This window comes from Kitasatospora sp. GP30 (genome assembly GCF_029892145.1).
GTDB classification, from domain to species: domain Bacteria; phylum Actinomycetota; class Actinomycetes; order Streptomycetales; family Streptomycetaceae; genus Kitasatospora; species Kitasatospora acidiphila.
Genome location: NZ_JARZAH010000049.1, coordinates 1 through 17,708 on the forward strand (window position 1 = coordinate 1; position 17,708 = coordinate 17,708).

Here is a 17,708-nt window from a genome sequence, read left to right on the forward strand (position 1 = left end):
CAGCAGCCTCGGTTACCGCAGTCCTGCCGAGTACGAGACCGTGCTGGCGGCCTGACCACCGCACCAACGGTGTCCGTCAAAGCGGAGCAAGCTCACACCATCGGCCACGAACAAGCCAGTCGTCACGAAACAACACGGACGAGCGACCTTGCCGGTCGTGCCACGTGGACAGGGGACTCAGCGCAGGGCCCTGGGCCGACGACGGAGGCGGCCAGGGCCAGGAGCAGCGGGGTGAGGGCGGTGGTGAGCACGGAGGTGGGGCTGCCCGGCATGCCGGCCGCCGGTTCACCGCGCCGACCGGCCGTCGGCGGAGCGGCTGTTCTCGGTGATGGTCCGGGAGACTGGATGGGCGGGCGGGGCGCGCAGGTAGCCGATCAGCAGGACCTGCTGCTGGCGGTCGGGATCGACGAGGACCTCGATCTGGTGGCCGCGAAGGCGCGCATCGCCCCACCCGGCCGGACACCCCGCCGCTGACCGATGCTCTCCCCGGCCGGACCGGCCTGGCGGGTTTGCTTGGCGCTGCCGATGGCACCCGCTGGGTCGGTGGCCAGGTCACGGGAGATGCGCTGCAGCTCGGCGGCGATTCCGCAGGGGTCGCGCAGCCCGCTGAGATCCTGGGCCTGGGAGCGCAGCGGGGGGCGGCCCCAGGCCGGGTCGGCTCGCCGATGACGGCGGGACATAGGCTGGCGGGATGTCCACTCCTGACTTGGCCTCAGCTGTCGCCTCCCCGGTCGAGCAGGCCGCCGCGCTGCTGCGCAGCGACCCGCACGCCGGCTTCGCGGCGCTGCGCGAGGCGGGCCCCGTGCACCGGATCGCCGGACCGGACGGCCTGCCGGTCTGGCTGGTCACCCGCTACGTCGACGTCCGAGAGGCGCTCGCCGATCCCCGGCTCGCCCTCGACCGGCGCCACGCCCTGCCCGGCAACTACCGGGGCTTCTCGCTGCCGCCCGCGCTCGATGCCAATCTGCTCAACATGGACCAGCCCGACCACACCCGGATCCGTCGCCTGGTCTCGCGGGCGTTCACTCCCCGGCGGGTCGAGCTGCTGCGTCCGTCCATCGAGCGGATCGCCGACCAGCTGCTGACCGAGATCGAACTGCTCGGCCGGGCCGACCTGCTCGCCGGCTACGCCGCACCGCTGCCCATCACGGTGATCTGCGATCTGCTCGGTGTCCCCGTCGACGACCGCCCCGACTTCCGGAGCTGGACCGACGCCCTGGTCGCCCCCGACCCGGAGCGGCCGCAGGACGCCAAGGCGGCCGTGGTGGCACTGCTGCGGTTCCTCACCGCGCTGATCGCCCGCAAGCGGGCCGATCCCGGCGACGACCTTCTCTCCGCCCTGATCACGGTCCGCGACACAGAGACCGGAACCAGCACCAGCGCCGCCACGGATGGCGACCGCCTCAGCGAGGACGAGCTGACCTCGCTCGCGTTCCTGATCCTCTTCGCCGGCTACGAGAACACCGTGCACCTGATCGCGAACGCCGTCCTCGCCCTGCTCCAACGCCCCGAGCAGCTGGCCGAGTTGCGTGCCAACCCAGCGCTGATCGGCCCAGCGGTGGAGGAGTTCGCCCGGTTCGACGGACCCGCCCCGCTGGCCATCCGCAGGTTCCCGCGCGAGGACGTCGAGATCGGCGGCGTGCGAGTACCGGCGGGCGAGACCGTGCTGCTCGCACTCGCCTCCGCCAACCGCGACCCGGCCCAGTTCACCGACCCCGACCGGCTCGACCTGACCCGTCGCGACACCGCGCACCTGGCTCTCGGCCACGGCATCCACTACTGCCTGGGCGCCCCGCTGGCCCGGTTGGAGACCGAGATCGCCCTGTCCGCGCTGCTCTCCCACTTCCCGGCCCTGACCCTCGACGAGGCGGCCGGCCCGATCCGGCACCGCCCGTCGATGCGCGCCCGGGGGCTGCTGGCACTGCCGGTCCGGTTCTGACACCTCCAGCCTGCTTCACGGCGGTCAGCAACCAGTCGAAGGGCGACAAGGGGCCGGAGGCGTGGCGGCCGCTGCGCTCGTACTGGTACATGTACTCGCGAGCGTGGGTGGAGGTGAATGGACACCCCCCCAGCTCCAGCTTCGAGCCCGCCTGGCCGCCGATCGAGCCCCGGCACGTCAGCACGGGCGTAGACCCCATCCGGGCGCCCCGGGCGGGCAGCGGCCCGGGGTGCCCGGTGAGCAGTGTCGTGGGCCTCAGAGCCGACAGGCCCGACCACCGGGACTCCCGTACAGGGCGGGACGTTCGACGAACCACTCGACCGCGTCCGGTTCGCCGGGGTGCAGCGCGGCCAGGGCCTGCTCGGCCGCATCGAAGTGGAGACGCGCAGCGAACCCGGCCACCGCTGTTCGGGTTGGTCTGCCACCGGTCACCGCCGGCGGCACGCATCCGAACGAAGACTCCGGCGGCCGGGGCCCACCGCCGGCCGCCGACGGGTGCGGCCAGGAAGACCATCGCGTGCTCGACGGTGCACAGGGCCAGGTGGCGGCGGTAGCCGGTGATCGCCTCGGCGACCGTGGCAAGGTCGCCGATCGGGAAGGGCGTCGAGGACGGCGGCCAGGGACTACCCGAAGGCCTCGCCGTCACCGGGCAAGCCGCACCGGCTCAGCTCGGCGCACGACTCCTACAGGATGGCCGACCTGGCCGAAGCCCGGCACTGCCGGCCGAGCCGGGTCTGGTGGTGCGGAGAACGGCCTGGCACTGCCGGCGCGGGGCGGGGCGCCCGCAGGGCGAACGCCTGCGCGCTCCACCTTGCCATCACTCAGGCACGGCGTAATGTTGATTACATGATTACATCAGAGCAGGAAGCACTGCGCGGCTGGTTCACCGGCCGGCTCCCCGACGGGCTCTACACCGAGCTGGTCGAGGTCGCCGTGGACCGCGAGGAGATCACCGTCATCGGCCGAATCCCGGCCCCGGAAATCAGTGCCGAGGCATCCCGGGCAGAGCGGGCGGCAGCCGTGGAAGGACGACTCGCCGAATTCCGCGAACGCACCAGGAGCGAACGGATGACCGTCGCACGCGAGGCCGAACACCGATTCGGACGCAAAGTCTCCTGGGGCGCCGAATGCGACGGCGCCAGGGCACTGTTCACCACCGTCGCAGCACCGGTGATGACCCGACTGCGCCAGCCCGAACGGCAGGTACTCGACACCCTGGTGGAGGCCGGCGTCGCCCGCAGCCGCAGCGACGCACTCGGCTGGTGCGTCAAACTGGTACAACGCCACTCACAGGACTGGCTAGGAGAGTTGCGCGACTCACTGGAGCACGTGCGGCGGCTACGCGCGCAAGGCCCGGACCAGGAGCCCGACGCTCCCCAGGACTGACGAGCACATCGACGAACCCGGCTCCATGAGACTCCACCGCCACGACGCCGGACCGCTCTCCCAGGCGCCGGCCGAACGCGAGGAAAAGAACAGCGTCACCACCGCCTCCAACAAGTCGTTCGGCTGGGGCAAGACCTTCACCGACCCCCACCTCTGCGCGGCCGTCATCGACCGCCTCACCTTCAACGCCACCATCATCGAGACCGGCACCGACTCCTTGTCGGCAACGGCTGAAATTCGGTTCTGGATCAAGTGATCCAGAACCAGCTTTTTCACCCGGCGCCGACAATCTTCCGCCGGGCCGACTGCGACGTTGTGACTTTGCTTCGTAGTTGGCCAACCTTTCCTGGCTTGTTTGGCCAGTCTGGTGTGACTCATGTCCTGTCGCACTGTGCCTGTCGGATTCTCACTGCTTCTCGTTCGTGCTGGCGGATTCTCATTGCGTCGCGGCCTGAGCGGCGACGGCTACCCCGTACGTCGGGTCGGTTCTGTCGTACCTGGCTCGGCCTCCGGTAGCTGTTGATTGGGCCGACCGGGTGGGTGTGGCAGGGCCACCTTCGTTGTGCCGCTTGCCCCTACGTTGGTGGCCATGCACACGAACCGGCTGAGTGAGTTCCTACGGGCCCGGCGCGCACTGGTGCGTCCCGAGGACCACGAGATGCCCGCGGGGGCGCGCCGTACTCCCGGTCTGCGACGCGAGGAGATCGCGGTCCTCGCCGGGGTGAGCACCGACTACTACGTGCGGTTGGAACAGGGACGCGAACGCAATCCCTCGCCCCAGGTCCTGCGGGCTCTGGCGGGCGCCCTGCTGTTGAAGGACGAGGAAGCCGCCTACCTGCGCGCGCTGGTCGATCCGCCGCAACCCTGGCGCTCCGAGCCCGTCCGGGAGTACGCGGGCCCGCAGCTGGTGGCCTTGCTGGACATGTGGGCGGACACACCGGCTCTGGTCTACGGCCGGTACCTCGACCTGCTAGCCGTCAACTCCCTCGGCGAGGCTCTCTTCTCGTGGCTTGGCAGCGATTCCGGTCTGATCACAGCGATGTTCCTCAACCCGGCCGCCCGGGACTTCTACCGCGACTGGGCCGTCATCGCGCAGGGGTGCGTGGCCGCGCTGCGAGCCGCCAATCCCGCTTCGGACGATCGGCGGCTGCAGGAGCTGGTAGGCGAACTGTCCGTGCGCAGCCCCGACTTCGCACGCATGTGGGCGCGCCACGAGGTACGAGCCAAAACGGCCTCGACGAAACGCTTCCACCATCGGCTGGTCGGCGACCTCACCCTGGGCTTCGAGACCTTCTCCGTCAACAGCGCCCCCGGTCAGCACCTCGTCGTCTACCGAGCCGAACCCGGCACCGCTGCCGAGCAGTCACTGGCCCTGCTCGGCAGCTTCACCCTCACCGATCTCCACGACACTCCAACCGAAGGGCACACTCCGCATGAGCTCCCCTGACTTGCCGGTCTGGTTCATCACCGGCTGCTCCTCCGGCCTGGGCCGGGCACTGGCCACCGCCGTGCTGGAGCGCGGATGGCGGGCAGTGGTCACCGCCCGAGACCCCCGCACGGTCGCCGACGTGATCCGCGGGCACGACGAACGCGCCCTCCCACTGCCCCTGGACGTCACCGACTCCCGGCAGATCGCGACGGCGGTCACCCAGGCACAGACCGCCTTCGGAAAGATCGACGTCCTGGTCAACAACGCCGGCTACGGCTACCTCGCCGCCGTCGAAGAGGGCGAGGACGACGAGATCCGCGCCCTGTTCGACACCAACGTCTTCGGCTTGGCCAACACCTCCAAGGCCGTCCTGCCGGGCATGCGCGCCCGCCGCGCCGGCCACATCGTGAACATCTCCTCACTCGGCGGCCTGCTCAGCTTCGGCGCCACCGGCTACTACCACGCCACCAAGTTCGCCGTGGAAGGCCTTTCCGAGTCACTCGCCGCCGAAGTCGCCCCCCTGGGCATCAAGGTGACGATCGTCGAACCCGCCGCATTCCGCACCAATTGGCCCGGGCCCTCCATGCGCCAGTCCGCCACCACCATCGACGACTACGCCCCCACCGCGGGCACCCGGCGCGCCAGCACCCTGGCCACCTACGGCCACCAGCCCGGGGACCCAGCACGCGCCGCCCAAGCCATCATCGACGCCATCACGGCCGAACAGCCACCGTTGCGCCTGCTGCTGGGAAAGGCCGCATACGACATCGCCACCGCCAAGCTCGACTCCCTCAAAACCACTTTCGACGGCTGGCGGGAGGTCACTCTCAGCACCGACTTCCCCTCGAAGCAGGTCGCAAGCTGAACGGCGTGCATCACCGATCCCAGGTGCCAGCTCTCCGCCCTGCCACACCGTTGAACGCGACATTCTGCAGAAGCCAGCTCTATTGAGAACGCCGGGACGAACGGTTCTCAACCAACCTGGCAAGCCTGCAGCCCACGGCAAGATCCACGGACAACTGCACTGCGACGGGACAACTCAGCAGGCCAACTGTCATGTCAGCGCGGCATCCGTCGTCTGTGACCAGGCCACCGGCAGCTGTACGTGAACACCGTGTGAGTCACAGCGGCTGCCGCCAGTTGCGGTAGGCGTGCGGGGGCTCGGCGAAGTCTTTGGCGCTGAACGGGTTCGGCAGTGTGCCGCCGAGCGTGCCGAGGAGGAAGTCGCCGAAGCCTGCCTCGAAGCGGATCCAGCGTTCCTCCCCATACAGGGGCTGGCGCTTGAATACGACGACGTCCCAGCTGTCCGGGTCCCGGGCGTCGCAGAGCCAGAAGGCCACCTCGCCAGTGGCGCTCCTCGCGAAGGGGAGAAGCCTCCTCTCCTCCATGTCCTCTGAGGCGGTCCCAGCAGGGGGCACCGGCTCCTCCCTCGGGTCGAAGTCCAGTCCGTCGACGAGGTCGCCGTACGGGGAGCCAGCTACCGGCGGCGTGCTGACGCCGAGGTACTCGTCCAGCTCGCCGCCGCCGTAGAGCGTGACGAAGTCCCGGCAGTCGGCGGGTAGGCGCAGGCCTGTGGTCTGTGCCAGCCCGTCCCAGTCCACGGTGTCGCCCGGGGTGCTCAGCTCTCCGAGCAGGGCCGTAAGGCGCGTGATGGCCGTGTGGACCATGACGGTGTCTCCTCCATGGGGTGGTGCGGTTCGATCAGTCACCGTACTGCCCGGAGCCGCGCGCACTCCCCGCGGCTTCGCCAGCGCAACAGCAGCCCGGACCAGGCGCCACTTCCTGCTGAACGTCACGCGGTTCCAGGCCGGCGTACAGCCTGGCCAACTGCCCTGAAAACTTTGGCCAAATACGAAGCACAGTCACAGACGTGCGCGCGGGCCGTCAGCGCCACTGGTAGGACGCGCCGGTCATCGCCGGGAGCAGCAGCGGGCCGGTGGCGGTGTCGGTCCGGGCGGCCTGGCCGAGGACGGCGCCGATGGCCGGGTACAGGTGGAGGCCGGCCGCGTCGGCCATCGGCAGCCACACCACCGGCGCCTGGTCGGGGTCGTCCTGCTCGGCCTGGGCGACGGCGGCCACCAGGTCCTCGTGCAGGTGGGCGGTGAAGACCAGGCGCCGGCGCCGAAACGGCTCGTCCTCGTCTGGCCGCGGGGTGCTCTGGTCCTGGACGAAGCGGAGCACCGGCGGGTCGGGCAGCACGGCCAGGTCGAGGCGGAGTTCTTCGAGCAGCTCCCGGCGCAGCGCCTCAGTGGCGTCCTCGCCGTCCTCGACCACGCCGCCGGGGAGGGAGAGCTGTACTCCGGCCGGGCGCTGGCGGCGGATCAGGCAGAGGCGGCCGTCGTAGAGCAGGACCGCGCACGCCCGCACGCGGACCGGCCCGCTTCCCGTGTCGCTGCTCGTCATGGCCGGTACGGGTCGCTGCCGTGGCCGCTTCGTCGGCGCCGGGCGGCAGTGTCGGCAGCGGCCAGGAAGGATCCGGTGCCCAGGTCGGCCAGCCGTCGGCGAACGGCCCGGGTGCGGTCGTCCAGCATACTGATCGCCCGGCCTCGGGCCTGCTCGACCTGGCGGCCCACGTAGTCGTCGACCACGCCGAGGCGGCGCAGCTGGGCGTACTCCTCGGTGTCCTTCCAGTGGTGGCCCGACAGGTCGGGGGTGATGACCAGGTCGAGGGCGAGGTCCATGGTGTCGACGCCGAGGCCGGGGCGGCGCCGGTAGGGGTGCTCGAAGTTGACGTACCAGCGCAGGGGCTCGTGGGTGCTGGCGTCCTGGAAGCAGTGCACGGAGAACCACTCGCCGGCGAGGAAGTACGAGAGCAGTGCGGTGCCGGTCCAGCGGTAGTGGTCCAGGGTCCAGGTGCCGGCCGCCAGGTCTGCCAGGCCCTGCTGGCGGGTGGCGTCGTCACCGGTGCGCGTGGAGGTGATCCATGTCGTCGGGGCCAGGCTTTCGATCCCCGGCCAGTAGGCCAGGGTCACCACGTGGCCGGTGTCGTCGATCACCCGTTGCGGCATCGCGGTCCACACCCGGTCGGCGTGGACATCGCGGCGGATCGCGGTGACGCCAGGCTGAAACAAGTTGGTGTCAGTCACGGCGGTAGTCTTCCCGGCCTCAGGGCCGGGAAGTCCGAAGGTAGCTGGGCTAGCGGCGGAGTCTGCCGTGAGGAAGTGGGGCCGCGGGGAATCGGCGGTGGCTTCCTCAGCCGACACCCAACCGGTCACTACGGGAGATCGACCACTTCTGCCATACAAAGCGTCAACTGGTCCACAGTCGGGGTTGCGCCCACACACAGCACGCTCTGTTCACCCCACTCGGCCTGAAACGCAGAGTATCCATACGCGTCGATCCGCTTGGCGGGAGTTTGGACTCCGTCCAGCGACACGAGACAGTCGCGGACTTCCAATGTCGAGATGTGCTCTCGCATCTGGTCGGAGATATTTCCACGCTCCCGATTGATGATGTAATTAGTCATGATGGTGGCCGGGCTTTCGATCGACCAGATTCGGGTCCTGATAGAGGACGAACGCCCGGTGGTCCGGATCAGCAACTGCTGGCCCGACGGCTCAGAATGGTAGATCACGTCTACTGACGTGATCACATCATCGACGCCCTGGAATCCATATTTCGGGGTCGCACCAGCGGGGACCGTTCCGGTAACTGCGATGCGCCCGGCGAAAGATGTGAGCGCCTCCCGGGTGCGGAGAATTGGGTGACCTGCGTCGTTGCCGAAAATCACGACCCTGCTCCTATCATATTCTTTTCAATGGGGCGCGCCCGGTCGGAATTGATTCCGGCCGGGCACCAAGCTCGGTGTCGAATGAACCGGATGCTATGGGTTGATCACCGTGTTGTCCGACGGAGTGTTATTCGTGCAGACGTCGCCATTCGCCAGGGCGACCAAACTGCCGGCGGTCACCTGGGCCGACGCGGGACCAGGAGTGAGACCGTAGACGTACTGTTCGTTATTCCAGTAACTGGACGTTGGCGAAGTTCCATGGAAGTTCTTGTAGCTCGCACCCCCACCGTCGGTCAGCTGGACGCTCCAGATAAACTCCACGATCGGACTGCCGATGGTGATGGAGAAACCGGCCTCCAGCCAGATTCCCCGGCTCTGCTCATTCCCGCTCTCATAGACCCAGGAACTGCCGCAGTTGCCCCACACCGTATTTCGAGGAGCGGCCCCGGTCTGCGGACGCACCTTGATGTACTTCAGGGCAGCCTCGGGGACCGAGATCGTCTGGCCGTCGGACAGCGAAACCTCGGCGGCTCCCGACACCACCGGGCCAATCGAGGTCGCAGAGACCTCCGTGAGATCCATTCGCTGTGCCGAGCGGGTCGAATGGGCGGGCGTCTTGGCGCTGGCGGGTGCCGCAATTCCTGCCATGACCCCCACCAGCAGGCTGGCCAAGGCCATTGTTCCGATTTTCCTGTTCATGATCCCCCCGGATCGATATACGCGGTCCATCCGCGAACCGATGCAAGGGTACGCAAAGAAATCGGCAGATCACCATCGATTAAAGGGCAGAGATATGGACTGCACGCTTCCGTAATCACCGGCAGTTGACTATTCGCACTTGCCGACAGCAAACCGGCAGCACTCATGTGAGCAGACTGTCATCAGGAGCAATGTACAGTGACGCGCATCACATAAACGAGTTGGCTGGGCCGCCAGGTCGCGGTCCACTGCTCGGTGCGGGCGACTGCGCTCGTCGGGCAGGTGGGTGATGAAGACCAAGGCCGACACCGGAACGGCTCGTCTTCGCCCGAGCGCCGGGTCTGGAGGTAGCGCAGCACCGGCGGCGCGGGCAGCACCGCCAGGTCGAGGCCGAGCTCTCCTCGCGCAGTTCCCGGCGCAGCGCTTCGCCGGATTCCTCGCCGTCCTCCACCACACACCCGCACGGGAGCCGGCCCGCTCCTTGCACCGCCGGTGGTCCCGCGGGCCCAGGCCGGACTTGCGGGCTCGTGCCGGTTCAGGCAGACAACCAGGCCGTCAGGGTGATTGTGCTCTCTGGACCAGGACCGGCAACACCCGCCGCCACCCGTCCGGACTGGGGTCGGCGACCATCCGGCGCGAACCTTGGACTACGCCACCGCATCGACGGCGGGCGACCCATTGAAAGGCAGCGGCGCTGCCCTGCGGCTGGCCACATGGCGGTATGAGGGCGGGTGTGCTCGGGTGGCCGCCTCCCACAGCGGGCGGAAGAACGCGCTGTCGCCGCCGAGCGCGCTGATCAAATGGGTGAGCTGCTCCCAGTCGGGACACTCGTCACGGGAAATCGCGATGACCTCCTCGGGGGTGAGACGCCCGTAGGCCAACACCGCGATCTGCTCGGCACTGGGGTGGCACGCCCTCAGGTGCAGTGTCGCGATACCGGCCCGCAGCGCCCGCAATGCGTCGCCCGCCTTCAGGTCGTTGCCGGGGCCTGGCGAAGCGGGAGCGGGGCCGCGGTCGTATTCACGCAGCCGCTCGCGCTCCCACAGCACGCGCACCAAGGCGGGGTCCGCATCGCATGCCCGGACGATGGAGGCTGTGGTCTCCCACGTGGGCAGTGCTCTGCCCTGGAGGACCTTGCACAGGTAGGAGGCGGAGATGCCGGCGAGGCTGGCGACCTGGCACTGGCTGATCCCGGTGGCGCGCACCATCATCGACAGCTCCGTGGCCAGTCGGTTCAGCGCTGGGCGTGAGGCGGCGGCAGGTAGCGGTGGTGACGGTAGTGCTGGTGCTGTCGACGGGTCTTGGAGGCGTGTGCCGACCGGGTGCGGGCTGAGCAAGCCCGGGGCGGCGAACAGTTGCCCGGGCGGGTCGATGCGTTCGTTCCGCTCGCGGGACGCCCCGGCCCGGGTGAAGGTGCGCACGCGGCGCTCGATGTACTCGGGCCGGTAGCGGCGGCGAGCGGTGTGCTCAACGATGCCGAGCACCGTGCCGATACCGGACCAGGTGATGCGGCGTCGACGGGCGTGCCCGACGGTGCCGGCCATCAGCGCCGGAGCCCTGGCCTCGATCCGCATCGCGGTCCGCAGCAACTCTTGCGCCTGGCCGTCCTGAGTGGGGGTCGGCGCGCTGAGTAGGCGGATCAGGTGCGCCAGGTCCTCCCGCATGTCACGGGCGATCGCGATAAGGGCCTGGTCCGGGGCCAAGGCCTCGGAGGCGCGCCCAGCCAGGCTGGCGGGGCGGGTACCAGGGGCGGGCTGGCAGCAGGACGTGCTGGGGGTGCCAGGGCCCCGGCGGGTGCCGCAGCGTGGGCAGGTCGAAGGGAGCATCGAGGGACTCCGGGCGTGGTGGAGTGGACAGATGACGGCGGTTCGGGGCGCCGGACGCGGCAGGTGCGGACCGCGTCCGGCAGGCGGCGGCCAAGCGGTGCCGGGGGCGCTGTCAGCCGACGCCCCCGGCACCGGCTCAGTGCCTGCGGTATCGGCGCTGGCCAGCGGCCACGAACACCAATGCCCCCAGGATCGCGGCGGCCGCCATCACACTGGAGCGGTGCGAAATGCGCGGTGCGGGCACCGAAAGGCGGCAGGCACAGCGCGGCGGCACCCACCCGAACTCGGAATTTCCCACCCGGTTCACGGCTGCGGTGGCGACGGCGGTGCCGGGACGCGGCTTGCTACCGTCGTCGATGCGGGTGCCCGCCACACGGCGGTGCCTTCCCGTACGGGGCCTGCGGAGAGCGAACATGCGTGCTCCTCGGTCTCGGGTTCGTCAGTGACGGTGTGCGGGGCGTCGGCAGGATCCCCACCCAGACGGCCGCCCTGCACACTGACTGCGACCCTAAACACACGCTCGGCAGCGCAACCACGCCCGCCGGACGGACAAAGTGGGCATCCTGACGAAAGCCGCAGGCTCCCGGCACAGCGTTCGCTCCCATGAGCCGTCAGAACATTTACGTTTCAGCCGGAAACCCCGCCACCGGGCCCCGCGCTCTGCTATGGGCCTAGGAACTGCCCCCTGCCCAGGGTGCCGGCTCTGCTCCCGCCGACCATCGGGGGCGTAATCACGGCCCAACCAACGAGCCGGCGGGGCGCGGACACGGCGGCCCTACCAGCGGACGAGGCGCTGCCCGATCGCCAAGCGCAGCAGGGCGAGCGCTTCGCCGGCACTCGCACAGCGCAGCGGCTCGCCGCTGGCCGCGTTGGAGACGATGCTGCTGTCGATCAGGGCGATCCAGGTGCCGCGCTCGACGTCGTACAGCTCGATCCAGCCGACCGGGCGGCCGCCACGCTGCAGTTCCTGGATGCCCGGGTTGGCGGGCCAGGTGAGGTAGACCAGGCCGTCGCCGAGCGCAAGGGAACGAGTCGGTACACCGAGGCCGCGCGCTGGGCATGCTCGAGCCGGTCGGGCGTTTGAAGGCCAAGCGCGGCGCGGTCGGCGCCAGGTTCTCGACGTGGGCGCGGTGAAGCGCGTCCAGCGCCTCGCCGGGCTCGCGGTGCGTCCGGGGCCGGCCGAGGTCGTCGGTCACGACCATGGCCCGGCGACCGTCCAGGTGCAGCACCGCGATCCAGCCGGCAAGGCCCCACGACCCTTCGGGCAGCGGGTTGATCCACCCGACCGAGGCCCCGCCGCGCAGCAACTGGTGGGCCCCGTCGGCGCCTGGTCCGGGGTGTCGTCATTTGCCACCTTCGCCGACAACCTGAGCGCACGTCCCCGGGGTCGCTGACATCGCCTTGCTGGCCCACCCGGAGCCGTGGGCGGGTCAGCAAGGCGGTAGCGCATCACGTGCTGGATTCTGCGGTCCGACGCACCATGTGGTCGTCCTCGAACCAGCGGTTCAGTAGTAGGTGCACCGGATTCGGGTTCACCGCCTGGTCTCCACGGCCCCAGTCCCAGCCCCCTCCCTGGGCGGGCGGTGTGCCGCCGGTCATCGCGGCCAAGCGGATCAACGCCGTCTCGGTGGCTGCCGCGTCGTCCTTCCCGAGGGCCCACATGAACACCTGCGGGTCCACGGCGGCCGCTAGGACTGGCGAGAGCCCGCAGCCAGCTGAGTACCACAACGTGTTTCCGCGGCGACGTGCGTCTCGGAACTGCTCGGTCCATGTGCTCTCGTTGCTCGTCCGCCTGGCCACAGTGCCCGACTTCCCGATGTACAGAACCGGCTGCTCAGGCACGCCCGCATCCACCCAGACGTAAATGCCCGACCCGGTCACCTTGTCCGGGCTCTCCGGTCCGAGCGCCGCGCGCACCATGCTGATGTTCATGTGCCCTCCCCTACTACATGCACGAAGGCGCCGACCGTACCGATCAGCCCTGACAAGCTGACAACCAGACGGTCGACCAGGCCTGTTGTCGGGTCAGGAACAGCATCGCCAGGGCGTCGACCTGGCTGGAGCCGACGGGGCGACGGCCACGGCGCCGAGATGCGAGCCGATCGCACGGGGGTCACCGAACCGCTGCCAGACGTCTGTGCGCAGCCCCACACACGCGTCGCACCGGTTGGTGTGGCTGGGATCCTCAGAACGTCACTGCCGGGTCTGGCGGAATCCGGCGGCGATCTCGTGGTGGCGTGCTGGCGGGGTGTTCGGTCCGACGCGGAGGTAGAACTCCGAGCGCTGGCCGTTGCGGTAGGCGTACATCTGCCCGCCGCCGGCTACCTCGATCGCCAGGACCTTCTTCCCGTCGTGGTCGATCACCCGGGTGGTGTATGGCGGCACGGGCTCCAAGTTGTCCCGGATCATGTTCACGACCTGGAGGATTTGTTTGTCGACGCTCTGGCCTTCGGGCAGGCCCACAATCTGCAGGTCGTCCTGAACGCCGATCAGAATGGTGCCGCCGTCCAGGGAGGCGAACGCCGCGATGGTCTTGAGCATCTTCTTGCGGGACTCGCCCTCCGGGACCTCCCGCTTGCACTCCAGGTGCTGCCCTTCGCCGCCCGCCAGGAGGATGTCGAGCTCAGGGCCGGGCTGTTCCCACACAACCGAGGCGTCGCGGGCGCGGCCGTACATCGGCGCCGGGAAGGCGCGCCAGTCCAGCCACTGGTCATCGCGGCGGAGTATCAGCAGGCTGTCGTGCGCGAGGCCGTGCGGCAGCGGGAAGTTGTGGGCGCTGGCGCCGTTGACGCGCTGGACCTCGTTGCCGGCCGGCCAGCTCAGCTCCAGCATTGTGCCGTCCAGCGCGTCGCCGTCGACGACGGCTGTCAGCAGGTCCGGTCCGATGGTGATCTGCGGAAACCACCCTGCGCGCTGCGGCAGGACGATGCGCCACAGGTCAGAGCGGTTCGCATTGCTGTCGTGCGGGCGCTGATAGAGGAAGGCGCTGAGCGCCTGGTCGAAGTTGAGAAAGGACGGGCCGTCTCCGACCAACACCTCGTCGTAGCGGAACTGGGGAGCGTTGTAGTCCCGGCTGATAGTCCACTCGGTCCGCGGCCACCGCGTGGTCACCCTGTCCCACTCCTGCTGCCCACGCAGCCGGTGGGTGGCAGCGCCGGAAGGCGGTGGGCCGGGGACGACCTTGAAGCCGTGGACATCCTGTGTCTCGCCCCGCAGTAGCGCCGCGACCGTCGAACCGGGCAGGAACAGCTCGAGGAAGGCCGCCGTGGTGTAGCGCCAGGCCCGCTCGACCAATGCGGTGTTCTCATCCAGGCTCACCGCGCCGTGGTGCAACCTCCACTGGTCTGCGTCCGCGACCAGGACCAGCCGGACGTTCACGGCAGCGCGCTCGCTGAGCGTCTCCACCAGTTGGGCCGTATCCCTCTGCCCGATGTTTGCCATACCCGGCTTCCCTTCCTTGGCCGTGTGGAGCCGGACCTGGCGTGCCGTCACGGCCCGACTCGCGAGCAGGCTATGCCGGGACCTGGGAGGCGTCAGCGGGTTTATGTACCTGGTATCCGGCCCACGGCAGCGTGGCGTGCCGCAGCGCTGCCCCGGCGGGCCGGTAGCGCCGGTCGGATCGGGCCGATCCGGGGCCCGGCGCGGCCGCGTCGGAGGGGGCTGCCGAGCCGGATCGGGGCGAGTACCGGGGCACACAAGGTGCTGTGCGCCGCGAGCGATGTTCTTCCGGCCAGGGAGGCCCAGGAAGAAGATGCCGGCGCGCGCCGGCCTATGGACAATCGGGCCTGACCAGGACGAACGCTGCATCGAAGGCGGAGGCTGGAGCAACCTCGAGTAGCAAGCCCCACTAGCAACCCCGAGTAGCAACCCGCAGACGCGGCTCCAGACACAACCCCAGAGGCAACCTCCGCCGCGTCAGAGGTTCTGCAGGTAGGCGGTGTAGACGGTGAAGGCGGCTTGCTCGGCGGTGTCGTGCAGTATCGCTTCCTGGGTGTTGATGTCGCCGATGAAGTGGTTCTCGTACACCGCCACCCATTTGTCCGGGGCGCCGAGGCCGGTCAGGCCGCGCTCGACCCAGCCGACCTGGTGGCCCTCACCCAGGACTAGGAGCGCGTTCGGGGTGACGGTCCAGCCGGCCAGCGACCACCAGTCGCCGAACACACGCGGGTCCACGGCGATCGAGACGTCGGTGTCCGGCAGTCGGCGCAGCCTCGGGTCGGCCGGGACGGTGACCTCCACACGCTTCGGCGCCGTAAGCGCGGCGGGACCGGTGCCGGGCGCAGTCTGCTGGGCCAAGCGACGGTCCATCAGCTCACGCAACCCGCTTCCACCTGCGGGACGCCCGGCCGGTGCGGCGGGAGCTGGCACCCGCATGGACGCCCGGGTTTCGGACCGATCCGAAACAGCGGGTGCCATCACTGCGACCACCACGGGTGCCTTTCCGGCTCGGTCTGAAACAGTATGGGCGGTTGTGGCTGTGACTCCGATGGGTAGTTTGCGAGCCCGTTGTCTTCGAGCTGGGGTTTCGACTTGTAGTTTGCGCGCTGTTTCGAGCGTTAGTCTGCGAGGAGCTGTTCGGCGGCGGTGGCTCTCTGTGACTGCGACACACAGTGCGGTAGTAGTCGTCAGCAATGCCACTCGACGGCCGGTTGCCCAGGGCTTCGGCAAAGTCGGGTGAGGGGTCCTTCCAGGTGGGTGCAGGTTGTGCTGGTGCCCCAACATCAACCGCTCGGGTAGCGAGGCACGCGGCCCGCAGCCATCGGCGCGTGCTTGACTGGCGCCGCGCGGGTATTGCCGACCGGGTCTGGGTACGCACACGAGCATGTCCACATCCGCGCTGTCCTTCGGTACCGCTGCCCGCCTGTACGACTCGATCCGGCCCGCCTACCCGGTGCGGGCGGTCGCTTGGGCCATCGGCGCCAAGCCGGTGCGCGTCCTGGACCTGGGGGCGGGCACCGGGCTACTGGCCGGTGTATTGCGCGCCATCGGCCACGAGGTGATCGCGGTCGAGCCCGACGAGCAGATGCGCGTCGTGGCCGCCGAACGCCACCCAGGCACGCAGGTGCTCGCCGGCAGCGCAGAGGACATCCCGTTGCCGGACGAGTCCGTCGGCGCCGTCGTAGTCGGGCAGGCATACCACTGGTTCACTCCGCAGGACGCCCTGCCGCAGATTCACCGGGTGCTGCGCAAGGACGGCGTCTTCGCTGCGATGTGGAACATCCGTGACGATCGGACCCCATGGGTGGCCGTGCTTTCCAGCATCGTCGGCAACGAGGGATACGGCCTGGAAAGTGCCTGGCAGTACGGGCCGGTGACACCGTGGTTCACCGAACCCGAACGTGGCCTGACCGAGCACACCGTGACCGTCCCGACGAACCGGCTGATCGACCTGGTGCGGTCCCGCTCCTCCTACCTGACCGCCGACGCCGCCGAGCAGGCCCGCTTGGACCGGGAGATCGGCGAGTTGGCCGCCACCGACCCGGCCCTAGCCGGCCGCGACAGCGTCGAGATGCCCTACCGGACCTGCGTCTACCGGATGCGGCGGGTCTGATTCCTGGCCAGATCCCCCGGCGCGCTCATCGCAGTTACATCCGCTGGTCCTCGTGGAGAACACAGCGGCCGAGCTCGTCCTGGCAGTCGGCGGAGACGACCGGACCTGGCCCTCTTTGCCCGCCGCACAGGCGCTGAAACCGGCCGTCGTGCTCCCGCTGACAGCGTGCGCGGTGCTGACCGGGGCACCTCTCTGCTGGCGGTCGGCGAATGGATCGCGGACGCGCCACCGCATGTGCTGGAACGGCTCGGCGTGCGCGCCGATCCGGTGCTGCCTCGGCGGCTGGTGCCGTCGGAGGCAACGGTCCGCCGACTGCTCGCCCGCATCGACGGCGACGCCCTGGACCTCCGCCACAACGCTCGCGACGCCCGCCGACCCCTCGCGCTCCTCGGCCTCGCGTGATCACAACACGGACGCCCGCTGACTACGCCGACAACGCTGGCGTGCCCCGGCCGCCTGGTCGGGGCACACGCGGGTGCGGGCTACTCTCCGGACACCTGCCGGAGTACCACCAAGGCTTCCTTGGCCAGCACCTTCAACTCCCTGGTGATGGGATCGCCCTCCTTGGCTCCGTCGACGGCGGTCACGAGAGCCCGAGTAGGGGGACTAGTGAGGAATCCGAGGTCCTCTTCCTGACTCGTCCCGGACAATGCCTGGTTGAAGTCGTTCTGTGGCACGGCTTTGCTCCTTCCGTACGGGGACTATCTGGGACACCTCTTCCCTCGCAGGACCGGTGCAGTCGCAAGTTCACCCTAACGGGGGTTCTTGTCGATTGTTTGCTTGCGTGAAGCCGGTCGGCCAGGTCCTTCCGAGGGCCCTTCTCCGACCTACGACGAACCCGCCGCACCACACGCGGTCTCCGCGGAAAGCCCCACTCCGGCGGCGTGGATGGAGCGGCTGCGTGCCGCCCGCCGAGTACGGATGTGGACCACGCTCGGCTGATAACGGGCGACAGCAGGACTTCGCCGGACAACGACGCTGCGCTTCACCACCAACACGCCGCCACTTTTCAGCGGCTCCGCGCCCCGACCAGCAGTGTCAAGTCGGGGCCCTCGCAGCAGATTCACCCTTCGAGTGAAAGCATTGGGTGGGCTTGCAGCCAGGCCGGACCCACCAGGGCTCCCCGCAGAACCTCACCGAAGCCTTGG

At 69.2% G+C, this 17,708-nt stretch carries 17 protein-coding genes and 1 pseudogene; 8 read left to right on the forward strand and 10 right to left on the reverse strand.

Annotation, left to right across the window (positions count from 1 at the left end):
* Positions 1-243 precede the first annotated feature (243 nt).
* The 6 genes and pseudogenes from P3T35_RS36215 (at position 244) to P3T35_RS36240 (ending at position 5,619) form a co-directional block, all read left to right on the forward strand.
* A complete protein-coding gene (locus P3T35_RS36215) occupies positions 244-474 on the forward strand; it encodes a hypothetical protein (protein WP_143676664.1) in 231 nt (76 codons plus the stop codon).
* Positions 475-691: 217 nt separating this feature from the next.
* Positions 692-1,939: a cytochrome P450 gene (locus P3T35_RS36220; protein ID WP_101378228.1), complete on the forward strand. Its 1,248-nt coding sequence runs from the start codon at positions 692-694 to the stop codon at positions 1,937-1,939.
* 846 nt (positions 1,940-2,785) lie between these two features.
* The gene (locus tag P3T35_RS36225; protein WP_101378229.1) at positions 2,786-3,325 is read left to right on the forward strand and encodes a hypothetical protein; all 540 of its coding nucleotides are present in this window, start codon (positions 2,786-2,788) and stop codon (positions 3,323-3,325) included.
* Positions 3,326-3,332: 7 nt separating this feature from the next.
* Positions 3,333-3,581, forward strand: a pseudogene (locus tag P3T35_RS36230) (ATP-binding protein); the annotation flags it as partial.
* A 333-nt stretch (positions 3,582-3,914) separates the two neighbouring features.
* Positions 3,915-4,772: a helix-turn-helix transcriptional regulator gene (locus P3T35_RS36235; protein ID WP_101378230.1), complete on the forward strand. Its 858-nt coding sequence runs from the start codon at positions 3,915-3,917 to the stop codon at positions 4,770-4,772.
* Complete coding sequence (locus P3T35_RS36240) at positions 4,759-5,619, forward strand: oxidoreductase (protein ID WP_101378231.1); 861 nt, start codon at positions 4,759-4,761, stop codon at positions 5,617-5,619. The genes P3T35_RS36235 and P3T35_RS36240 overlap by 14 nt, the downstream gene beginning before the upstream one ends.
* Before the next feature lie 256 nt (positions 5,620-5,875).
* Here P3T35_RS36240 and P3T35_RS36245 read toward each other — a convergent pair whose 3' ends face one another.
* From P3T35_RS36245 to P3T35_RS36285, 9 genes are all read right to left on the reverse strand, one after another.
* Entirely contained in the window at positions 5,876-6,421 is a 546-nt protein-coding gene (locus tag P3T35_RS36245) for an SMI1/KNR4 family protein (protein WP_101378232.1), read from the reverse strand.
* Between the two features lie 217 nt (positions 6,422-6,638).
* Positions 6,639-7,157, reverse strand: coding sequence for an NUDIX domain-containing protein (locus P3T35_RS36250; protein WP_101378233.1), 519 nt, complete (start codon positions 7,155-7,157; stop codon positions 6,639-6,641).
* Positions 7,154-7,840, reverse strand: coding sequence for a DUF402 domain-containing protein (locus P3T35_RS36255; RefSeq protein ID WP_101378234.1), 687 nt, complete (start codon positions 7,838-7,840; stop codon positions 7,154-7,156). Before P3T35_RS36255 ends, P3T35_RS36250 begins: the two co-directional genes overlap by 4 nt.
* 128 nt (positions 7,841-7,968) lie before the next feature.
* A complete protein-coding gene (locus tag P3T35_RS36260; protein ID WP_101378235.1) occupies positions 7,969-8,484 on the reverse strand; it encodes a hypothetical protein in 516 nt (171 codons plus the stop codon).
* A 93-nt stretch (positions 8,485-8,577) separates the two neighbouring features.
* Positions 8,578-9,162, reverse strand: coding sequence for a hypothetical protein (locus P3T35_RS36265; protein ID WP_101378236.1), 585 nt, complete (start codon positions 9,160-9,162; stop codon positions 8,578-8,580).
* Between the two features lie 668 nt (positions 9,163-9,830).
* On the reverse strand, positions 9,831-10,847 hold the full coding sequence (locus P3T35_RS36270; RefSeq protein WP_143676665.1) for a helix-turn-helix transcriptional regulator: 1,017 nt from the start codon (positions 10,845-10,847) through the stop codon (positions 9,831-9,833).
* Between the two features lie 1,611 nt (positions 10,848-12,458).
* Positions 12,459-12,941 carry a hypothetical protein gene (locus tag P3T35_RS36275; RefSeq protein WP_101378239.1) on the reverse strand — a complete coding sequence of 161 codons (483 nt, stop codon included), beginning with the start codon at positions 12,939-12,941 and terminating at the stop codon, positions 12,459-12,461.
* A 261-nt stretch (positions 12,942-13,202) separates the two neighbouring features.
* The gene (locus P3T35_RS36280) at positions 13,203-14,501 is read right to left on the reverse strand and encodes an ATP-binding protein (protein WP_280709298.1); all 1,299 of its coding nucleotides are present in this window, start codon (positions 14,499-14,501) and stop codon (positions 13,203-13,205) included.
* Positions 14,502-14,924: 423 nt separating this feature from the next.
* Positions 14,925-15,305 carry a hypothetical protein gene (locus tag P3T35_RS36285; protein ID WP_143676666.1) on the reverse strand — a complete coding sequence of 127 codons (381 nt, stop codon included), beginning with the start codon at positions 15,303-15,305 and terminating at the stop codon, positions 14,925-14,927.
* Between the two features lie 526 nt (positions 15,306-15,831).
* On the opposite strand from P3T35_RS36285, the gene P3T35_RS36290 reads away from it, so the two are divergent.
* Positions 15,832-16,560: a class I SAM-dependent methyltransferase gene (locus P3T35_RS36290; protein ID WP_101378242.1), complete on the forward strand. Its 729-nt coding sequence runs from the start codon at positions 15,832-15,834 to the stop codon at positions 16,558-16,560.
* Positions 16,561-16,725: 165 nt separating this feature from the next.
* Positions 16,726-16,962 (forward strand): hypothetical protein, encoded by a 237-nt coding sequence (locus P3T35_RS36295; RefSeq protein ID WP_280709300.1) that lies wholly within the window; start codon positions 16,726-16,728, stop codon positions 16,960-16,962.
* An 80-nt stretch (positions 16,963-17,042) separates the two neighbouring features.
* Here the strand turns inward: P3T35_RS36295 and P3T35_RS36300 are convergent, their stop codons facing one another.
* Positions 17,043-17,237 (reverse strand): hypothetical protein, encoded by a 195-nt coding sequence (locus P3T35_RS36300; RefSeq protein WP_101378243.1) that lies wholly within the window; start codon positions 17,235-17,237, stop codon positions 17,043-17,045.
* Between the last annotated feature and the right edge of the window lie 471 nt (positions 17,238-17,708).

What these genes read in the sequence shown, in the direction of transcription:
- P3T35_RS36275 (WP_101378239.1), bottom strand. Translation starts at nt 12,941, where the DNA reads ATGAACATCAGCATGGTGCGCGCGGCGCTCGGACCGGAGAGCCCGGAC.
- P3T35_RS36270 (WP_143676665.1), bottom strand. Translation starts at nt 10,847, where the DNA reads ATGCGGGAGGACCTGGCGCACCTGATCCGCCTACTCAGCGCGCCGACC.
- P3T35_RS36220 (WP_101378228.1), top strand. Translation starts at nt 692, where the DNA reads ATGTCCACTCCTGACTTGGCCTCAGCTGTCGCCTCCCCGGTCGAGCAG.
- P3T35_RS36245 (WP_101378232.1), bottom strand. Translation starts at nt 6,421, where the DNA reads ATGGTCCACACGGCCATCACGCGCCTTACGGCCCTGCTCGGAGAGCTG.
- P3T35_RS36250 (WP_101378233.1), bottom strand. Translation starts at nt 7,157, where the DNA reads ATGACGAGCAGCGACACGGGAAGCGGGCCGGTCCGCGTGCGGGCGTGC.
- P3T35_RS36265 (WP_101378236.1), bottom strand. Translation starts at nt 9,162, where the DNA reads ATGGCCTTGGCCAGCCTGCTGGTGGGGGTCATGGCAGGAATTGCGGCA.
- P3T35_RS36235 (WP_101378230.1), top strand. Translation starts at nt 3,915, where the DNA reads ATGCACACGAACCGGCTGAGTGAGTTCCTACGGGCCCGGCGCGCACTG.
- P3T35_RS36290 (WP_101378242.1), top strand. Translation starts at nt 15,832, where the DNA reads ATGTCCACATCCGCGCTGTCCTTCGGTACCGCTGCCCGCCTGTACGAC.
- P3T35_RS36240 (WP_101378231.1), top strand. Translation starts at nt 4,759, where the DNA reads ATGAGCTCCCCTGACTTGCCGGTCTGGTTCATCACCGGCTGCTCCTCC.
- P3T35_RS36225 (WP_101378229.1), top strand. Translation starts at nt 2,786, where the DNA reads ATGATTACATCAGAGCAGGAAGCACTGCGCGGCTGGTTCACCGGCCGG.